Raw genomic sequence first — 17,257 nt, 5'->3', positions numbered from 1 at the left:
CAAATTAATTGTACTTACAGAAAAATAAATAAAAATGAAAATAGTAGAATCCTACAGTGTTAGCTTGGAGTAAGTAGAGGATAATAACAGAAGAGAACAAGAGGAATCCAACTAGAGGATATAACATAAATTCAACACAGACACCAAAAACCCTGCAAAAAAAAAGAAAAGCCCTGGAGATATCATACTCTCCATGCAGCTTTCCATTCTCAAACTAAATTATTAGATTTTTTTACCCTAATTCGTGTAACAATTTGTGAAACAAGAAAATTCGAGGAGTGACAGGCACCTTTAGCAAAAAGTGCCCGGACCATGTATCACCGGGGCACTCTCCTTTACAATTTCACTATGGTTGCGGCTGTTGGGCTCTTTGCTCCCTTTAAATCTTTTGTGTACACGGAAATTTTAGTTTTCGCTTTTTGTTTTGGTATCTTTATAGAGTAATAGCCGTAAGAGCTGGTTTTCCCTGTAGCAATGGCCTTGCTTCCTGCCAGGATATATACCTTCATATTCGGAGTGGCTTCACCGGAAATATAGGTATCATCTGATTCAATATCATTAATGACCGGCCGGAAATATTTGCTTTTCAATACAGAAAGGCTGTATGGCTTCGTCGCTGCGTAGCCGTCACTCTGTGGAGAAACCTTTATATAATAAGTTCCTGCCGTAAGTGCTTTATACCGTGATTCAACCGGTTTCTTTGACCAGCTGTTTTTTTCCGCAAGCTTCTTGCCCTTGCTATCGAGAATGGTAACCTTATATTCCTTCACTAAATTGGACAGGGAAACAGAAAGGCTCTCACCTTTTTTCAGGGTCATTTTATAGTAATCTTCGTCCATCGCTGAGCTGATAACCTCTTTGTAGACAACCCCTGATGTGACAGGATAAGCCGAATCCCTCGTATCGTTCGATTCAAGCTTCTTTTTATCATGGACGACGGTTTTTGTCGGGAAGGTTGCTTGGACCTTATAACTTTGCGTATTAGAAAACTTCTTTGAATGTGTATAGATATGTAAATAATAAGGCCCTGCTTCCGTAACCGTTACGTCTATATACTTCGAAGCTTCATTGACATATTGGCCTATCGCAATCCTGTTTCCTTTATTATCATAAAGCGTTAAATCATAATCCAAAGGCGGCGCGGAAAAATTAATCCGGACATGGCCCGGTTTATAGACAGATAGCTTAAATACATCGATATCCAGTCCATATTCAAGTTTGGCCTGATACGTTTTGGCCGAAGTCAACGAATAGCTTGTCTCTTTCGTGTCATTGGGTTCAAACGCTGAGTCATGTGCCACAGCAGCTGGATAAGTTGCTTTAAATATATACTCTACTTCTTCGGAATACTCCTGCTGTTGGGAATGAACCACTGCATAATATTTTCCTGTTTCTTTAGTGGTGTAATCGAAGTGGTCGTACCCGCTGAAAAATGAGTTGCCCCCATTGATCTTAATCCAGTCTTCATTATACAAATCTACACGATAATCATATGGAAGGTTATCAAGCCAAATTCTTATTTGTCCCGGCTGTTTTACATCCAGTTCATACACATCCTGGTCAAACTTGGAATCGAGTTTCGCCTTATAGATTTCACCCGATGCAACCGGATAGGCATTATCCTTCGTATCATTAGGTTCATACCCTGAATCGAAAACCGGGCGATCTGACGGGAAGGATGCCTTCAATTTGTATTCTTTGCTGGCAGAATAACCAGCAAGACTATGCACTTTAATATAATAGGTGCCCGGATCCGAAAGCTGATATTCCTTTTTGGTGGCATCCGACTCATAAACCTCTTCTGAAGAAAGAACCTCAAAACTATTCAAATTTTTATCATAGAGTGTAACCTCATAACGGTACGGCATGTTTTCCAAGGCAACCCGGACCTTTCCTTCTTTCAGGACTTGGATCTTATACCAATCCTGGTCCTCTCCATGTTCAATCTTCCCGAGAGCGGGTATGCCCGAAGAAAGGGATATCGCCTGTTCCGGAGTCTCGCTGCCATCTGTTTCAGAAATTCCTTCCGCAACCGCTGTAAAAGAACCTGAGACAATTAATAAAATAACTGCCATTAAAGAAACAATCTTCTTCAAAACCATCTTCCTCCTATTAACATATGACTAGCCAACAGGAAAATATTACTATACAATCCACTATCTGTCACCATATTCTCTTATGCTAAACAAATCGATTGAAGAAAAGCCTTTATGGCTTCTCTTAAGCATTGTATAAAAGATAAGTCCAAGGGTAATAAACTAGAAAACCGGCACCCGTTAGTCCATCCATTTGACGATTGCCAACCTTTTTAACGCTTTGTTTACGGTACCTATTACTATAACAATTATAGAAAAATAGCATTCCTCAAGGCTTATTACCTAAATTGTAATGACGGATGAATATATTTCCATTATAATATTGGTACATTTTACTATTTACGAGGGGGATATGATGAAAAAATTTAGATTCAAAGCTATTATTGGTGCCCTTTTATTGTCTACTGTGTTGCCAACAGCAGCCTTTGGCGCATCAAACGAAGTTTATTATCCTGTAATCGGAAGTTCAAAAACATCGCCAGGAATCTATAAAGCGGTTCCTAATGGCAAAGCGTCTCTTGTGCAAAAAGAAACCCGGTATGTATTAAAGAGGACGAGCAACCCGCCAATCGCATTGAAGGATACAAATGTGTACACTGTCAATAGCCGGGTAGCAAAGTCCACTGATAAGTACCCGAATCAGATGCCGCTTCAACATGTACAACAAGTCGGAAAAGACGTGTATTTTGCCAGATTCTTGTTTCGCGGCGAATATGCCGGCGGCTGCGGCGGAGGCTATGCCGATATCCTCGAGATCTATAAACGCAGCAGCAGCGGAAAAATCAGCAAAGTAACAACGGACCGCGTGTCTTCAGACGCGGCAGACATCTTCAAGGTTTCCGGCTCCTACCTATACTACGCTAAAGTTGAGAATGCTGGTTTCGGAAACTTTACCATCATGAAATCAAGACTGGACGGAAAGAACAAACGCGTCCTTCAAAAAGGTGTCTCCGATTTCTGGATCAATGGAACATACATTTATTTCGAGAAGTCAGGGAAATTATACCGCATGGCCCTTGATGGAAAAGGCTTGAAATCCTTTAGTTTTAAGACAAAACTTTATGGAGACGGCGGCTGTGATGGCGGCAACTACACAGTCGGTGAAAACGGTGTCTCTGTTTCCGGTTATGTAAATGATAAGTACGTCAATTATTTCTTTGATTACGCAACAGGCAAGATCACTACACAATTATCCGGCGGTTTAAAAGACGACCGCCACCCATATATTCTTGATATGGATGTAAATAAGAAACGTTTGGTGGCACAAACCTTCCTTGACGATGGCGGAGACCAGGTTTCCGTTTACGACTTTTCAGGCAATTTGATTAAGAAGCTGCACAAGGTGGACTTCTGGGGCGGCGGACCAATCCTGCACTCCGTCGACGCCAAAAAAGGGGAATTCCTGTACATTGATGGAAGCAGCCTTAAGCTGATCAAATTCTAATCTTAGAAAGGACTCAGCCGGATAAAGGAACGTAACCCGGTTTTGAGTCCTTTTACTTTCGCCTTTCTAGTATTGAAACGAATTGCACTATAATCCCCATGTACTCTATATTCGCTAGTTGTAGTGTTTGACACCCTTCTTATTTAGACGAATAAATCACCACCAGGATTAGGGGTAGAAATGATGAAACGATTGTTAGCTATGCTTGCTTTTGCAATGCTTGTGTTTTTCAGTCCTGGCGAAACCCCAAGTATATCGGCAAAGGGGCTTTCCAGCCAGGAAATCATTAAAAAGAGCCGGATACAAGTGGATTTACGTGATAAAGACGGAAAAATTCATAAGGCATATCTATACTCAGAGAAGGAAACGAAAGGCTATAAAACTCAAAATAAAAAGAAATACACAGTGTACCATGGCAGTTATAAACTAGCGCTATTTGATAAAGACAATAAGAAAAAATTGTCCGAAATCAACACCGGGATCAAAACCTTTTCTTCGTCCATGAATGTTACGGATACAGGCACAATTAAAATTTTCCCTTATAAGGCAGGCCAGCCTAATTTGGTCGGAATTACAGAAGAATTAATTCCGCCGGCAAAGAAAGTATACGCATTTCATTCTCTTTATTATGTGAATAAAGGAAAATTATCAAAGGTCAAAGTTCAAGTGGATAAAGAGCCCATGTACTTTTATAACTTTGATAAATTAACAAATAACAAGCCAAACGAGTTTGTTGGTTCGTCCAGGTTTAAAGATACGCAACATGACGGAACCTTTATATTCAATTGGTTATTCAAACCAGCCAGCAGCGAGCTCGATGTTACTTCGGCCAAATTTGTCAGAAAAGATGGCGTACAGGAAAATATGCCGATCTTTTCATATATCAAGGACATTAGATTTAAAGATAAAGGTCTGGAATCAGCGGTCCGCGATACACTGAAGAAACCGTCTGGTACAATCACGCTTACAGATTTAGATAAAATAACGGCAATTTCGGCTAAATATCACGGAATTACGGATTTAAGCGGTCTGGAATATGCAAGAAACCTGGAAAAGCTGGATGTAAGTTATAATGGCCTGGATGAAAAAGACTTTTGGCCGATCGAGCAGAACCCTAAGCTGCAATATCTCGATATCGAAAGCAATTATGGTATTCGAAACCTTGGCTTTATTGAAAGAATGTGGGGCGAGCTCTCTTTCCTGAATATAGGTTCTACCCGGGTAAATGACTTAAGCCCGCTTGAAGATGCCAAGAGTTTGAAGGAACTCTATCTGTATGGAACGGAAATAAAAAATTTACGCCCGATTTCGAATCTGCGAAGCCTTACATATTTGGACATCAGCGCGACGGATGTTTCCGAGTTAGAGCCTATAAAAGGGTTAAAAACTCTGGAAACACTCTGGATGGAACGAATCAATATCGATTCATTCCAAGCGCTTAAAGGTTTGACTAAACTAAAGAAGCTGAATATCGACAATACATTCTACGGGACAGATGACCGTATTGACGGAAGCCCTTTGAAAAACCTAAAGCAGCTGGAACTTCTTTATATGGACAGGGTTTTCTTTAAAGACTTTACGTTTTTGAAGTCCATGAGTAATCTCAAAACGTTGAAAGCCCCCTATTCCCATGTTTCAGCCGCGGATGTCAGGTTCAATACTTCGCTGGAACACCTTGATATCAAATCGAAGGATGTTTCGGGGCTGTCCAATCTTACTAAGCTTAGATATTTGGATATATCGGACAGCGGAACGGAAAATATCGATGCCTTGTCCAATCTTAAAAATCTGACCGAACTAAACGCATCTAACAATGAAATTCAGGATATAGCACCGATTTCGTCCCTTCCAAAACTTGAAAGATTAGCGCTGGATAATAATCAAATAAAGCGGCTGCCACAATTCAGCCTGCCGCATTTATCCTTGCTGGGACTATCGGAAAATGATTTTTCAGACCTGACACCATTAACAGTATTAACGCAACTGCAGGAGTTAGACCTTGGATACGTGGAATTTGAACCTGGAAGCCTTTCCGCCCTTTCATCTCTTGAGGCGTTGGAACGGCTGGGTCTATCGGCAAGCAGGATTACTTCCATTGAACCTTTGTCCAAGCTGGTTCATATTAGCCAATTAGACCTCTCGAACAACAAAATTGAGGATATTAAGCCTATTGCTGCCTTACCGAAGCTGGAAAACCTGGATGTGTCCCTAAACAGCATTCAAAGCCTGCCGGAATTAAATCTGCCGAATCTGACGGCACTTTCGGTATCAGGGAATGAAATCGTTGATATCACCCAAATTGGAGCCTTGAAGAAGTTGAATGATCTTCAACTCGAGAACAATCCGATCCGTGATTATTCACCTTTGAAGCAGCTGCCGGGATTAGAAATGGAATATCCGGAAAATGAGGATGAAATAATCAAAGACAGTCTGCTGGAACAAGCGATTCGCGAGGAATTAAACAAGCCCCAAGGCGGAATTACAAAGGAAGACCTGTCCAAATTAAAGTCTTTAGAAATCTACCAATCAGAAGTAAGGTCACTAAAGGGGCTTGAATATGCTACGAACCTCACGAATTTACAGATTTTCGATACTTGGGTAAGTGATATAGAACCTTTAAAGGGTATGAAACATGTAAAAACCCTGAATCTCGGGTTCAACAAGATAAAGAATATTGAGCCGCTAAGTGAACTGGCCGGCATAGAAGAACTGAATCTTGAACACAACCGCATTGAACAAGTTGATTCTCTCGCAAATCTTACAAGACTCAGAGATTTAAATTTAGGTCATAACAGAGTTACAAAAATAGAGGCTTTGTCTGATCTGAATGCATTAGAAAATCTGGAGCTGCGTAACAACAGAATCATTCACGCAGCCTTGTCCTCAATGGATAAATTGAAGAGCCTTAATTTGATGGATAATGATATTAAAGAGATTTCCCTCGAGAATGTAACCAGTTTGGAGGATCTCTCTCTGGACCAAAATCCTATTGAATCCGTTTCATTCCTAAGAAACTTGGATCGGTTAAGATCTATCAGCTTCATTGATACGCCAGTAAGGGATATTACCGTTCTCACCGGGTTAGAAAACCTAATCTCCGCGAGTTTTGATATGGACATCGTCCCATGGGAAGATGCTACGGTTAATACTCTCCTTGAGCGCGGTGTTGAATTGCGTATAAATGGGATATTTTACGTCAATGGCGAGTAGCGGCGGGTCTTGGCCCCGACAGACGGAACCATCCTCTAGCTAATCAAATTGTTATGCAAAAAAGAGACTCAGCCGGATGAACCGGTTGAGTCTCTTTGCTTTAAGCATTAAAGAATATTAATGGCAATAGATCCTGGCTCCCACACTACCGCTTCTGCGGCTTCGACATTTTTATGGACGGGTTTATCTCTTTTAAAACATCAATGATTTCCTGAAAGCTCTTCCCGAAATTGGCTGCATTCAGGGTGAGTTTTTGTCCTTCTTTTGTCCGGATAACAAGGGATCTCGTTTTCTTTTCCGGAGTTTGATTTACAAACCCTTCATCCATTTCTTCTTCCCCTATGGCAGACGATAGATTTACCACGAAGTACATGTGTTCAATATCCTTAACAGGTATCGTTTGTTTGCCCTGCAGATAGTAAATGATCCGCCCATCCTGGATGACGATCTTTTCTAGGTATCCATAGTTGATGATAGAGATGATCAGTCCATAAAAGACCAGCGATATAATAGCTGCCACTGCCAAATGAAAATCAAACAGATCCTCTAACATGATGAAAATTAATATAGGACCTATGGCCGAAATAACATAGGCCAATTTCTTGCTTACCTGGTTATTAAAAACATCTTTTTTCACAATTTCATCCTCTTATTTTTTCATTTCCCAACAGTTTTTCCTATTATTATAGTATTATATACCTATATTCCCAAATTCAGGAGGTTTGCAGATGCAAAAAAGAAAATATTTTCATATTTTCATGGCTTTTTTTCTATTACTTTCGTTGATTTCTGCGCCATTGATGGCCCACGCAGAAGAGACATCGTATAAGACTCTTCCATCAAAGAAGAATGTGCCATTGGATAAAGAGTGGACCATAAGCTTTAACAATGAATTAGAACCGGCATCCATCAATGAACAAAATGTCTTTGTTTTGGACAGCAGCGGGAATATAGTTTCGACCTCCGCGTATGTTCATGACAACGATAAACAAGTCCTGGTAAGGCCTCCCTCAGAAGGATATAAGGCTAATACCAGCTACACCCTGTTCGTAGAAAGCGATGTTTATTCCAAGAAAAATAAGCTGATTAAGAAGCCGGTCAAGATGTCCTTTAAGACCGGGACGACAAAAGCCGATCCGGCAAAAACCTTTACGCCGCGTAACGACAGCGCCAATGATGTGGTACTGAGCAGTAAAATTGCCGATGTGGACAGCAAGGTTTTCGAAGATGCAAAAGATATTAATTTAGAAGGAAATTCAATCGTTTATCCAGGCAAAAATGATGAGCTTCTTGCTTTAAAGCCTGGTGAGATCATCGTTTTGCCTGCCACTGAGACCTATCCCGGCGGGTATGCGAAAAAAATCGTCAAGGCATCATTCGATGGCACCAATACAATCATTACAACCTCCGAGCCCAAAATGGAGGAAGTAGTCAAGGACATGGATGTTTCCAAACAGTTCGATATCGATATCACTGACAACGGAATCAATCCGGACGCTTTCCCTGTTGAGCTTCGACGCGTTTCAAAAACTAGCAATAAGATTGTTTATGCTTCAAGGGAAGACACAAGCGATAAGATAACAGTCGGAAGAAAGAATGACTACCAGTACATAGAATACAAGGATTTCCCTGTCTTAAAGGATGATGACGGCGACGATATCGCTACCTTGAATGGAATGCTAAAGATCTATGATCCTAATGTAACTCTGGATTTTAGCTTCTGGAGACAAAAGTTTAATTACGCGGAGTATTCAAGCCGTTATGATAACAAATTAACAGTCACGCTGGGATCGGATGTGGAATTTAAGAAGAAATTCGACCCTACCCTTGCCGTCCTCCCTGTCAAATTCATGGGTGCTCTTGGGGCGGAACTAAAGCTGCAGGCGATTTTCAGCGCCGAGGGAAAAATCACCTCCGAAATCGGCCTGGATACAGAACTGAATGTACGCATGGGTGTAAAGAATGTCGATGGACGCTATAAAACCTTTGATGAATCAAAATTTAAGAATTCACCAAAGGTGACGGCCCTCAAGGGAACATTGGAAGGCAAAGGCGCGTTGCGCACTGAATTGGCCGTTGACCTGTTTCAATGGGAACCTGCCGCCGTTTATGCTGAAGGCGGGCTCAAAGCTAAGCTTGAAGGGGAATCATCTACAGACTCCATCCTTTGCTTTAAAGGCGATTTAAGCTTTTACACCCAATTAGGCCTGGAAATTACACTTCCATTTTACAAGGAAGAATTCAGCTACTCGCCGTGGAAAAAGAGTTTGCTGAAAGGCTCGACTTGCCAGCTCGAGGATCTCGTGGTCAACCCCGGAAAAGTTGTTTTAAAACCGGGAGAAAGCATACGGATTGGCGTGAAAGGAATTGACGCCTCATTCCGGGAGAAGGAATTCTCGCTGCCGGACACCGGAATTTCACTGAAGAGCAAAGACAAAAATGTAGCCAAGGTGAACACGTTTGGCGATATTACCGCTTCAGTTAACGCAGAAGACGGTGATGAAACCGAAGTCGAGGTTACCTATAGCAGTGATATGTCCAGAAGCATTACCAAAAAAGTAAAGGTACAAATCGCAACGGACAGCCAATTCAAGATCACAGCAAGCGGAAAAGTCATCGACATGATTACCAAGGACCCTATCGCGGACGCCAAGGTGTCAATCCATGATCAAAGCAACCGGGCTATTGCGGAAACAAAAACAAATGACAGCGGGGAATATTCCGTTAAAATCCCGCAAGGCAAGTACAAATTCAAGGTATCGGCAGTAAATTTCAGGGACGCCGTTTCAAATATTGAAGTACCAGAGGATATGACGGATAGCGTACTTCCGATTAAGCCTGTCCTCATGGTCAGTGAAAATGCCGAAGTGGGAACTGTGAAAGGAAAAATAGTGAATGCAGTCAACGGTGAAATCGTCGAAGATGCAACGATCTCCCTACGCTTTGGAGATAATCAGGAAGAGGGCGATATCTTCACTACTGTAACAACCGACAGCCAAGGATTATATGAAGCTGCCATCCCTGCAGGTACCTATACAGGGGAGATTAGTAAAGAAGGCTTTGTTACTAACTTTACTACCATCGTTTCCGAAGCAAACACAGTGACTGAAAACCAGAACGCAACGATTACCCCGCTGCTAAATAGCGGTGATATGCGAATCGTCCTGACATGGGGCACCACCCTGGAAGATATTGACTCGCATCTGTTCGGACCAGCCGAAAATGGCGCATTCCATTTATTCTATAGATTGGTAGGCGACAGTGAATATGAAGTCTATAGCGGCGCCAAACTGGACATAGACGATCGATCGTATGAAGGACCTGAAACCGTCACAATTACGGAACCTCGTCAAGGGGTATACCGGTATATAGTCCATGATTACACAAACATGGGATCCACTGACAGCTTTGCCTTATCCGAATCGGACGCCAAGGTAGAAATCTTCATGGGGAATTCCGATGTACCGGTCCGTGTCTTCCGTGTTCCGGCAAATAAACCAGGAACTCTATGGAGGGTATTTGATTTCAATACCAATACCGGCAAAATCACGTCTATCAATGACATTATCTATGAAACACCGCAGGACGTAAATTAATTGGTGCAGGAAGGAATACCCTTCCTGCCTATCAATACATTTGGGAGGCAGCTGGATGAGAAAGTTTCAAGCAATCTCTTTTCTGATCGCTTTTGTTCTTCTTTTTTCTTTTGCTATGCCGAATCAGACATCGGCGAAGGTAATGTGGGGGAAAGTTGAAGTAACGACTGGCATGACCGGAAAAGTCGAAATCTTAAAAGATACGGATCTATTGAAAAAAGATTCCAATGGAAAATTCATAAAAAGCGGGAAAGCAAAAAAGGGCAAGGTCTACCGTACTGTCAGCTATAAAAGTCCATACTATGGTCTTGAGAAAGGGCTTTTCATTAAAAAAACGAGCAGCATTCGTTATACAGCCATCCCGGAAACATTGCTGATCGACAAACAACTGGAAAAAACGCCCGCCAATAAGAAATTGATTTGGGGAAAAGTCGAGATCAAAAAGGGCATGACAGGAAAAGCCACCGTGCTCAAAAATACAACCCTTTGGAAATTGGACAAAAAGAAAAAGCCGGTAAAGTACAAAACTGTCAAAGCAGGCAGTGAAATTAGGATTTACAGCTATAATAGCAAAACAAAGTTATACAAGAGCGACAGCGGTGTATATATCAAAAACGACAAAAATATTAAATACACCGCATTAAAGCTTAAAACCGTCACTGACCTGCAAAAGAAATTAAATGAAACCGATGAGCTCGATGTAATCACTATTGAATAGCTGACGCATGCAGCGCAAAAAGGAATCCGCCTGAGGTAACTTCCCTAAGGTGGATTCCTTTTCATATACTATTCTAATAATAATCCTGATGCTCCAATGTTGAAACGGAAGTATGGTGAACGTTCAGATTGTAATCTTACAAAGAAAGCAAGCCCAAAGATAACTTGAATAGGATTAGGTGAGCAATGGATAGTGTCGTTAAATTTATTGTTAGTATGATTTATCGCGGTTTTATTTATTACTTTTTACCAAATGAGGATTAACCGTTACTACTTCAATATCTTGCTTTATTAACCATTTTGAAAGGTTGATCCAGTAATGTCCTTGCGGGTTCCATACCGACCATCGCCACTTCAAGTTTATGTATTCTTTTAATCTCGTATATCCAGTTTAATAATGTCGCAAACATTTTTTTCAAAAGTGATTGCATCTCCAACTACAATCCCATAAAAATTGACAGCTCTGGCTACGTAAAATTGTTGTGCAATATCCACCCCAACAACGAGATGCTTATCAGAAATTCTTTCTATTAGTTGATTTTGTTTGTCCTGCATTTTAAACTTCATAGTAAGGGTTCCTCCTAAGGTTTTGGGTTAGAGTCGAGTCTACTCTTAAATCTTGCTGAGGAGCCCTTATTTTTATCAAAGTTCAAAAATAATGATCTACAGGAATGCTAAAGGGTGCGTTAGCTTAGGTTCATAGCCGTCATGTTGACGGCTTTTCTTATTGTGCTATCGGGGCAGTTTAATTTAAGTGTAATTATTCACAATCTGTATTTTTAAATGTCCTTTTCCTCCACAAAAAAGACCCCACCACATAAAAAAGGAGAATGAATTCATTATGAAATCATCCCCTCAAATAGTTTGAAAATGCTTATACTGATATTACTCATCAATGACTCGCTAAACGTTTTTCAAAATCCGCCTTAAACAACAGAATAGCATCAATATTTACAGCAAAATCGTGGTCACTGATATTAAAATTAGTTATAAACTCGTCAGATCTCTCACGAACCATAATTGTTGGACGGATATTGTCTCCAATAGCGTCCTGAGTTACAGCACTTCCATAGAAATACCAGTTAGTTTCAGTAGGCGGATTTGCTGCATTCTTTGATAAGTCATTTTTTATTATTTCGCATAAATTATCCATAAAATCTTCATTAAGCTTAATGTTTTTTCCATACTCACCATCAACAGATATATCAGCATATCCATACCAAATATTCCTGCTTGATCGCTTTCCGTCATTTGACGTGTATGTTTCATCAAACAAAATCTTCATTTTCATTACCCTCCGTTAATATAAAATTTCTTCACACTATTATACACCAATTAGGGGTACAGTCAGGAAAGTTCGGATTTACAACGGTAAGATTTTTGAGACAAGTCGTATGAGACTTTGAGAATCCTTGTTTTACAATAATTTATGTTTGTCTCAATAACCTTACTCTATTGAGATTGTGAAGTGGTACACTTAAACTAACGGGGCAGGTTAGTGGAATAACTATGTTACAATGTAAGAAACAGAAGAGTTGTTATAGGAAGTGAAAAATGTTTTTTTATTACTTAATGCTCATACTTGGAGTATTGTTTGTAGTAGGCTCAGCAATTTACTTCATTCTAATGTTAATTGACAAAGACTACCCATTATTAGAAATAAGTAAATGCTTTTTAGCCTTTTTATTTGGTGTTTTACTTTTAGTTGTTACTCTCCCAAGTTTAAAATATGTTGTGCTTAAGGAATATGATGTCGTCAGTGGGAAATGTGTTATCGAAATAGATTCATCAGGTCGTTCTTCTGAAGCAGATTTTGAAATGCTCGATACAGATGAAATGTTTTCCTTCAGAGATATTCCTGCACTAGATGCTTATGGAAAGTCAATCCCTTATTATTGTGAGGTGACAGTTACAAAAGACCATGAGTTTGAAATTAGTTATAAAATATATAATGCCAAAACACGAAAGTTAATAGTAACAAGTAAATAGCCTTTGTTTACAGTTAAGTGTTACCATAAAGTACGTGAGTAACTAAGGGAAAAGAGTTTAAGTGTCATCATGACTGGTGGCACTTTTATTTTTATTAATGTTATTGACAAAAGTTAATGAACAATACGAACAGAATGTGAAGGAATGCACTTAAACTAACGGGTGCTTTAGTTGAACAAGACAATAACAAAACGAAACGCTTGGAATCTAATCCAAGCGTTTTTTGTTTGCTATTTGTACTACTATTTATGGAGCTATACACAATGTGTTTTTAGTATGTTATTTCATTTCTGTTTTTACATTTTCCCCACATCTGAACTACTTATCTTACTGGAAATGGCTTTTCGCTTCTTCTTTACTTTGCGGATTTAAAAAAGGCCTATCCCTCTTCAAACCTTCCAATTTCCTTATGAAAAGTAAGTTTTACCGTCCCGATTGGACCATTCCTTTGCTTCGCCAGGATGACTTCCACAATGTTTTTCTCTTCGGAATCCAAGCTATAGTAATCATCCCTGTACAAGAAGGCGATGAGATCGGCATCCTGTTCGATTTGGCCGCTTTCACGGAGATCCGACAGCATCGGCCGTTTATTTTGCCGGCTTTCCACACCCCGGCTTAGCTGGGACAGGGCAATGACTGCTGCATTCAGCTCCCTTGCCATGTGCTTCAATCCCCGGCTGATTTCGCTTATTTCCGCCTGCCGGTTCGGCTTGCTCCCATCCCCGACAATCAGCTGCAGATAATCGATAATAACAAGCATCCTTTTTTCATCCCCCAGCATCCTTCTTGCCTTGCGGACCTGGGACCAAATATAGCGCAGGTCCATTCCAGCCTTGTCATAGATTTGAAGATTTGACGTAGACAGCATCCCCATGGCCTTGGAAAGCTTCATCCAGTCCTCATCCCCAAGCAGTTTTTGGGGATTTCTCATTTTCTGGTTGGAAATATCCCCAAGGGAACTGGTCGCCCGCTTCAAAAGCTGCTTCTTGGCCATTTCCAAAGAAAAGACAAGGCACGCATCACTATGTGCAGCGTAAGTAGAGATATTCATGGCAAAGGCGGTCTTCCCGACACTGGGGCGGGCTCCTATGACGATAAAGTCAGATTCCTGAAAACCGCCTGTCAGTTTGTCCAGCTTCTTGAAGCCGGAGGGAATCCCGGTTATGTCTGGATACTCCGTTTCACAATCATTATATATTTCAGTCAGGCAAGGAAGGATGCATCCATCTTCCTTGCTTCCGTGTTTATCAATTTTCATAAGCTCCTGAATTCCGTGATGAATGGTGCGGCCTATATCCTCCGTTTTGGCCTCCTCCATAATCCTGCCCGCAACCTCGACGGCCTTCCTTTTTTGAAAGTATTCGAGAACTATGTCCTGGTAAAAACCGAAATTCGCAGTGGTAGGAACGCTGCCTGCCAATTCGGTTATATAACCGATGCCGCCAATTTTATGTAGATTATGTGTGCCAATCTCCTCCATCACCGAGATCACGTCAATGGGTTTCCCTTTAGCATCTGCCCGCTTCATGGCCCATAGGATCCGTTTCAGCCTGGTATGGTATAACTGTTCCGGCTCAAGGACGCATTCCCTTATCAGGCCATCCTCCAGAAAAAGGGCACCCACCACCGCCTCTTCCGCTTCCTGATTAAACAATTCCATCACCTCAATCACATCCGAGCCTCCCTGATACCCAGTATCTCTCTCATGTGGGCCAATTCCTGCTTGATGACCTCTTTCGATGCGGGCTTATGGCGGGTTTCAAGGATCACTAGAGTCTCCTTCACATCAGGAATGGCACGGCAGCAACCAACAGCCCCTGCTCCAACGAGATCCGAAACTTTAGGAGGAAAAGCCGATACAGCTGCAAATGACGTAAGCCTTGCTTTCACGGATTCGAACGAGCAGGACCTTAAGACATCATGCCAGGCATCAATTTTCTTCTGGTCCAACTCAAACTGGTCATAATACGCCGTGATCAATTCCAGTATCGTAAAGAGTTCATGCTTAGTCATGTAAATCAAATTCCTCCCTCCGCCATTTTTTCTTCCCAGGCTTCTGGTTCAAATAGGATTCAAACTTCGTCCCGAATAAAGTCTCCGGCCGGAGGAACTTGCTCCAATGCGGATCATTCAGCCATTCAGAGGCCTTTAGGTCAATCACCTTCTTAAAATCCTCCAGGGTAAACCCCTCCCGGAACCTGGCTCTAATGAACTCCTGGTTTTTTCTGGTAGTCGGCTTGTAGGCTGCATTCGTTTTTTGATTGAGGTATTCAATGATCTCCCTGACAGGCAATATATCTTTTTTCTCTGTTGTAGTCTCTGTAGTAATCTCTGGTATTGCTTGGCCCACGCTGAGCCCTTGCGCGTCTCTTTTTTCATCTGATAACACATCATGATGGACCTGTGAAGGGCCAGAATGGGCCTCTGCCAGCCCTTTCTCCAAACCAGCGAGTTTTTCGTAATTAATGGTATACCACTTCGTTTGATCCATCTTGCTGTAGTTAAACCGATTCGAAATAAGGTACCCCATATCCTCCAAAGCCCTCACCGTCCGCTTTACCGTATTAAGAGACCAAAACGGCAGCTGCCTGTTCCACTCTTGATAGGTGTTATACACCCACTTTTTCCCCTCGACCCAATTGTCGCTTTTACACAGCCAATAATGGATCTGTTGAAGCATCATCGCCTCGTTCAGCCCGATTTCCAGCGCCAGAGACGGTAAGACCAGCAACGGGGTATCCTTCACTACTAATTGATTCATCAGACCTGCTCCTTTTTAAAAATTTTTAATTCAGAAACCTCGGACCGCGTATCCGGCATACACAGCTAGATCGTTTCTTCCTTCACCCCTTTTATAACGCCATACGGCCCAAAAGTAGCATGTGGAAGGAAATTTTTTTATTAAGCATCTATAAAAAAAGAAATGCTCTGCAGAAATTTCCCTGCAGAGCCATCGCTTAATGTTTGGCCACTCTAACCGTAGCCTTTTTGCTCACGTTTCCAGCTTTATCTTTCGCAGTAACCGTCAATGTGGTCTTGTGTTTCTGTGGGTTAATCGTAACGGAAAAGGGTCTTCAACACGAAGCCCTTAACCTAAGCAAAAAAGAATATAACGAAAAGGAATCTATCATATTCAACACCTTAATGGCTATCATAAGCGACTAAAAAAATGGATGGACCGTTTTCAAGGAGTGGCGACAAAATATCTTCACAACTATTTGTCTTGGCACCGGTTCCTGGAACTGAACAAAAAAATTCCTTCACTAGACAGAACGAAAGAAATGTTACTAGTCTCTTGTCAGAGACCGACTTTTACAACAGTTGAAACCATTAGAGACGTGGGTTAAGTACGGGCCAACGAATGCCAATTGAGCCATTTATTAAAGTGTTGCTTAAGTCAAAAAAAAAAGAGACTGCTATCTCTTTTAAAACTAACGTACCCGCTTTTAGTTGTAAATTTCTTATTGACTAATTAAGATGACAGGCGGCTTATTTAAAAACTTAACAAGATTTCCAACATCATTTTGGGCTTCCTGACCTATTTCTGAAGCCATTGATTCTTGGAAGGCTTCCATGTTTTCAAATTCAAGTTGTGCCATCAAGTATAAATCGGCCTCCGTATTCTGAGTCTGTAACACATTTTGATAGCTTAAATTTTTTAAATTCGGCAGTTTCTGAACAAGAGGAATATGAACGTCATAATAATGGTTTTCAAATCCCTCTTTGTCCTTTGGCTGTTCATAAATAACTGTCATCTTAACCATACAAAACAACTCCCCTAAGTTTATTTCCCTTAAATTACTATCCAATAACAGAATTAAATATATGACAAATATGTAGCAGTTAAAATAAACATTCGCCTTTATTCTCTATTTCTCCTTCAACCACAAAAAATAATTCTTATTTAACTGACCCGCCCTTGGAAGAAAAATATCCCTAGGCAACAATCATCCAGAACAGAGTCAAACAAAAAAAGAAAAGCCCTGGAGAAATCATACTCTCCATGCAGCTTTCCATACTCAAACTAAATTATTAGATTTTATTTACCCTATTTCGTGTAACAATTTGTGAAACAAGAAAATTCGGGGAGTGACAGACACCTCTCTCATGCAGAGCCATCGCTTAATGTTTGGCCACTCTAACCGTAGCCTTTTTGCTCACGTTTCCAGCTTTATCTTTCGCAGTAACCGTCAATGTGGTCTTGT

At 41.0% G+C, this 17,257-nt stretch carries 13 protein-coding genes and 2 pseudogenes; 6 read left to right on the top strand and 9 right to left on the bottom strand.

Annotated features, from left to right (window positions below):
- Positions 1 to 335: 335 nt before the first annotated feature.
- Positions 336 to 2,096 carry a pre-peptidase C-terminal domain-containing protein gene (locus D0466_RS19140; protein ID WP_158555959.1) on the bottom strand — a complete coding sequence of 587 codons (1,761 nt, stop codon included), beginning with the start codon at positions 2,094 to 2,096 and terminating at the stop codon, positions 336 to 338.
- 352 nt (positions 2,097 to 2,448) lie between these two features.
- Between D0466_RS19140 and D0466_RS19135 the strand changes: the two genes are divergently transcribed.
- Positions 2,449 to 3,540, top strand: a complete 1,092-nt coding sequence (locus tag D0466_RS19135; RefSeq protein ID WP_158555958.1) for a DUF5050 domain-containing protein — start codon at positions 2,449 to 2,451, stop codon at positions 3,538 to 3,540.
- 180 nt (positions 3,541 to 3,720) lie between these two features.
- Entirely contained in the window at positions 3,721 to 6,750 is a 3,030-nt protein-coding gene (locus D0466_RS19130) for a leucine-rich repeat domain-containing protein (protein WP_117324133.1), read from the top strand.
- Positions 6,751 to 6,895: 145 nt separating this feature from the next.
- Here D0466_RS19130 and D0466_RS19125 read toward each other — a convergent pair whose 3' ends face one another.
- Positions 6,896 to 7,387, bottom strand: a complete 492-nt coding sequence (locus D0466_RS19125; protein ID WP_117324132.1) for a hypothetical protein — start codon at positions 7,385 to 7,387, stop codon at positions 6,896 to 6,898.
- Positions 7,388 to 7,478: 91 nt separating this feature from the next.
- Here D0466_RS19125 and D0466_RS19120 point away from each other — a divergent pair, with 91 nt between their 5' ends.
- Together D0466_RS19120 and D0466_RS19115 are read left to right on the top strand one after the other, a co-directional pair.
- Entirely contained in the window at positions 7,479 to 10,346 is a 2,868-nt protein-coding gene (locus D0466_RS19120) for a carboxypeptidase regulatory-like domain-containing protein (protein WP_117324131.1), read from the top strand.
- A 55-nt stretch (positions 10,347 to 10,401) separates the two neighbouring features.
- Entirely contained in the window at positions 10,402 to 11,064 is a 663-nt protein-coding gene (locus D0466_RS19115; RefSeq protein WP_117324130.1) for a hypothetical protein, read from the top strand.
- Positions 11,065 to 11,298: 234 nt separating this feature from the next.
- Here D0466_RS19115 and D0466_RS19110 read toward each other — a convergent pair.
- Both D0466_RS19110 and D0466_RS19105 read right to left on the bottom strand, forming a co-directional pair.
- Positions 11,299 to 11,630 (bottom strand): annotated as a pseudogene (locus D0466_RS19110) (IS110 family transposase); the annotation flags it as partial.
- Positions 11,631 to 11,955: 325 nt separating this feature from the next.
- Positions 11,956 to 12,348 (bottom strand): hypothetical protein, encoded by a 393-nt coding sequence (locus D0466_RS19105; RefSeq protein ID WP_117324129.1) that lies wholly within the window; start codon positions 12,346 to 12,348, stop codon positions 11,956 to 11,958.
- Positions 12,349 to 12,689: 341 nt separating this feature from the next.
- On the opposite strand from D0466_RS19105, the gene D0466_RS19100 reads away from it, so the two are divergent.
- A complete protein-coding gene (locus tag D0466_RS19100; RefSeq protein ID WP_233522716.1) occupies positions 12,690 to 13,052 on the top strand; it encodes a hypothetical protein in 363 nt (120 codons plus the stop codon).
- A gap of 379 nt (positions 13,053 to 13,431) precedes the next feature.
- Here D0466_RS19100 and dnaB read toward each other — a convergent pair whose 3' ends face one another.
- From dnaB to D0466_RS23705, 4 genes are all read right to left on the bottom strand, one after another.
- Complete coding sequence (gene dnaB, locus D0466_RS19095; protein ID WP_233522715.1) at positions 13,432 to 14,724, bottom strand: replicative DNA helicase; 1,293 nt, start codon at positions 14,722 to 14,724, stop codon at positions 13,432 to 13,434.
- The gene (locus D0466_RS19090) at positions 14,721 to 15,065 is read right to left on the bottom strand and encodes a replicative helicase loader/inhibitor (RefSeq protein ID WP_117324127.1); all 345 of its coding nucleotides are present in this window, start codon (positions 15,063 to 15,065) and stop codon (positions 14,721 to 14,723) included. Before D0466_RS19090 ends, dnaB begins: the two co-directional genes overlap by 4 nt.
- On the bottom strand, positions 15,058 to 15,813 hold the full coding sequence (locus tag D0466_RS19085; protein ID WP_117324126.1) for a conserved phage C-terminal domain-containing protein: 756 nt from the start codon (positions 15,811 to 15,813) through the stop codon (positions 15,058 to 15,060). The genes D0466_RS19090 and D0466_RS19085 overlap by 8 nt, the downstream gene beginning before the upstream one ends.
- 196 nt (positions 15,814 to 16,009) lie before the next feature.
- On the bottom strand, positions 16,010 to 16,081 hold the full coding sequence (locus D0466_RS23705) for a hypothetical protein (protein ID WP_407675652.1): 72 nt from the start codon (positions 16,079 to 16,081) through the stop codon (positions 16,010 to 16,012).
- A gap of 31 nt (positions 16,082 to 16,112) precedes the next feature.
- Between D0466_RS23705 and D0466_RS19080 the strand changes: the two are divergent.
- Positions 16,113 to 16,399 (top strand): annotated as a pseudogene (locus D0466_RS19080) (IS1595 family transposase); the annotation flags it as partial.
- 114 nt (positions 16,400 to 16,513) lie between these two features.
- Here D0466_RS19080 and D0466_RS19075 read toward each other — a convergent pair.
- Positions 16,514 to 16,816 (bottom strand): EthD family reductase, encoded by a 303-nt coding sequence (locus D0466_RS19075; RefSeq protein WP_117324125.1) that lies wholly within the window; start codon positions 16,814 to 16,816, stop codon positions 16,514 to 16,516.
- Positions 16,817 to 17,257: the final 441 nt, after the last annotated feature.

This window comes from Peribacillus glennii (assembly GCF_003429105.1).
In the GTDB taxonomy this organism is placed as follows: Bacteria; Bacillota; Bacilli; order Bacillales; family DSM-1321; genus Peribacillus; species Peribacillus glennii.
This window is presented reverse-complemented; position numbering and strand designations above follow the sequence as displayed.

What these genes read in the sequence shown, in the direction of transcription:
- D0466_RS19115 (WP_117324130.1), top strand. Translation starts at nt 10,402, where the DNA reads ATGAGAAAGTTTCAAGCAATCTCTTTTCTGATCGCTTTTGTTCTTCTT.
- D0466_RS19135 (WP_158555958.1), top strand. Translation starts at nt 2,449, where the DNA reads ATGATGAAAAAATTTAGATTCAAAGCTATTATTGGTGCCCTTTTATTG.
- D0466_RS19090 (WP_117324127.1), bottom strand. Translation starts at nt 15,065, where the DNA reads ATGACTAAGCATGAACTCTTTACGATACTGGAATTGATCACGGCGTAT.
- D0466_RS19075 (WP_117324125.1), bottom strand. Translation starts at nt 16,816, where the DNA reads ATGGTTAAGATGACAGTTATTTATGAACAGCCAAAGGACAAAGAGGGA.
- D0466_RS19130 (WP_117324133.1), top strand. Translation starts at nt 3,721, where the DNA reads ATGATGAAACGATTGTTAGCTATGCTTGCTTTTGCAATGCTTGTGTTT.
- D0466_RS19120 (WP_117324131.1), top strand. Translation starts at nt 7,479, where the DNA reads ATGCAAAAAAGAAAATATTTTCATATTTTCATGGCTTTTTTTCTATTA.
- D0466_RS19085 (WP_117324126.1), bottom strand. Translation starts at nt 15,813, where the DNA reads ATGAATCAATTAGTAGTGAAGGATACCCCGTTGCTGGTCTTACCGTCT.
- D0466_RS19100 (WP_233522716.1), top strand. Translation starts at nt 12,690, where the DNA reads ATGTTAATTGACAAAGACTACCCATTATTAGAAATAAGTAAATGCTTT.
- D0466_RS19105 (WP_117324129.1), bottom strand. Translation starts at nt 12,348, where the DNA reads ATGAAGATTTTGTTTGATGAAACATACACGTCAAATGACGGAAAGCGA.